The 2,170-nt window shown below is 38.1% G+C and carries 1 protein-coding gene; it reads right to left on the bottom strand.

The genetic code is table 11. The features are described 5' to 3' along the window. Positions 1-460: 460 nt before the first annotated feature. Positions 461-1,774 carry an IS4 family transposase gene (locus HMPREF0240_RS16460; protein WP_009004543.1) on the bottom strand — a complete coding sequence of 438 codons (1,314 nt, stop codon included), beginning with the start codon at positions 1,772-1,774 and terminating at the stop codon, positions 461-463. Positions 1,775-2,170: the final 396 nt, after the last annotated feature.

Here is a 2,170-nt window from a genome sequence, read left to right as displayed (position 1 = left end):
TAGGCGCACTCCAGCATTTCGCAGCGGCATATACAGCCCCAGTACCTCCCCGGCATCCCTGTCATAAAGCTGGCTCTTCCGGACGGTAGGAAAAGGCTCGTTCCCCGGGTGGGATCCCTGACCGGGGCAACGGATGGAATAGAATTGGCGTAACTTTCATATCCCCAGCAGTCTTTTTAATAGACTTGAGTATAGTTTAAAATAAAACCATACTCATAAAGTAAAAAGCGACCATACATACTGGGGATATGAAAGTTACACTAATTCTATTCCATCCGCTGTCCCGGTCCTGGACCAATGTCATTAAGATAGCAAATATGAATGCCACCTTACCATGAAATCTTATAATTCAATGTAAAGTGACACTCTGGGTTAATGATATTTTCTGCTTTTAGACACTACAATTAAACAGATGTTTTCATCTGCTTAAATAGGGTGTATAATATATTTTGTGTTAGGCTCACCGGTATAGGAAACTTACTGCTTTCTTCTTATGATCGGCTTTGCGAGGGGCGCGACGGCCAGGTCGAACAGGGAGTATTTCTTTACTTATTAAAGCCTCAACATCTGGCGGGGAATTCTCCGCCTTTTTACTTATGAAATATCTGCATATATGTATTGCAATTGTATAGTTCGTTTGATAAACATGCTTCTTTGTACACTTTTCAATAGTTACATGGGCAGTAATAACTTCGCTGAAATTATATAAGATAAGGCGTGCCCATATTTCCTGTATTATATATTCTCGTTTCTTGGAGTGAAAACCTGTTAATTCAGCGGCGTATTTTAGCTCTCTAAAAGAAGTCTCGATTCCCCATCTCATTGCGTATAACTTCTTTATTTCTGAAGCTGTGAATTCCGTTTGTGGAAGATTTGTTATAACACATTCATAGCTCGTTTCCGATATAGGAAAGCGTAATACTCTAAAATTCATTTTATAATAAGGATTTTTATCTAAATCTATATAATCAAAATTATCTTTGGTATGAAAGCACTTATAAATTTCTGGATGATTTCTAACCTCCTTTGTACTTTTACGTGTAAGTATAATAGATATTGTGGCATCAAATTCGTCTTTTTCGGGTAATTTATGCTTTAATCCATATACGATACCGTTACTGTTTATATCTTTGGAGCGAAATAAAAAGAAGGCTCCTTTTTCCATTACATGTGCCAGATCATTATATGATTCATATCCGCGGTCAACGATGAAAATGGTCTTCTTAATGCCTGCATAACGATCTAGCATATCACAAAAGGCTTTATGTTCATTTTCAAGTTTACCCGGCTGAATTATGATGTCCGTGTAGATCCTGTCCAGTAAATCATACATTGCATTCAAATGGAGCTGATTATACCCCTTCCCCTTTCCATTTGTAAGATATGAATCTTCATCGTTTGGATTATATGCAATATCAAGATCAGAACCGTCACAAGCGATCAGTCTGTATCCGTTAAAAAGATCTGGATTGCTGGTGTATTGAGATGTAAACGATGTAAAGAGATATTCGAATGCATCTGACCGAATTTGAGCTCTTCTTTGATTAAAAGATGCATTAGTGGGGCAATCAGTGGTGTACCCAAAATATTTGTATAGTTCATTTTTTAAAGACTGACTCTCCATGGAGAGAATGAATTTTATCATAGTAGGAAAGTCCCATTTTTTCTTTCTGGTAAAATCCCTGCCTGGATGAACCGTGAAATCCGATAAATTCAAAGACATTTCGTCAATTAGGTTCCATAATGTAGCTTTTACTTCTTCTGAAAATTGCATAAGTGATAACCTCCTAAAATTTTATATTATTAAAAGGCTACGCCACATTTTTTGAGCGTCTTGTCAAGTGTTTTTTGCATAAAAATAGGCAAATATGCAATTAACATATTTGCCTCAAATATACCGTTTTTCTTATCTTAATGACATTGGTCCTGGACCCAACCGGGGAACGAGTTCTTTCCTATCGGCGGATGAACCTAGCTTACCGTGAGCCGGGACGGACTGTGAAAAACACCTGTCCTGTTGGAAATGCTTTTAGCGAGCACTAGCAGCAGTTAGAGGAAATCCGCAAAATCAGCGTGAAAAAAGCAGCTTCCGAAGCTGCTTTTTAGAACACCTGAGCCGCTTAATCACCAGATTAAGCGGTGAATGTGTTCGGTTCACGCTGATTTTGCG

The sequence above is a fragment of the Clostridium sp. D5 genome (assembly GCF_000190355.1).
Lineage (GTDB): Bacteria > Bacillota > Clostridia > Lachnospirales > Lachnospiraceae > Faecalicatena > Faecalicatena fissicatena_A.
Note: the sequence above shows the minus strand (reverse complement) of the source record. Positions and strands in the feature narration are given on the sequence as shown.

Bases quoted from the DNA above. Each gene is read 5' to 3' on its own strand.
- HMPREF0240_RS16460 (WP_009004543.1), bottom strand. From the start codon at position 1,774: ATGCAATTTTCAGAAGAAGTAAAAGCTACATTATGGAACCTAATTGAC.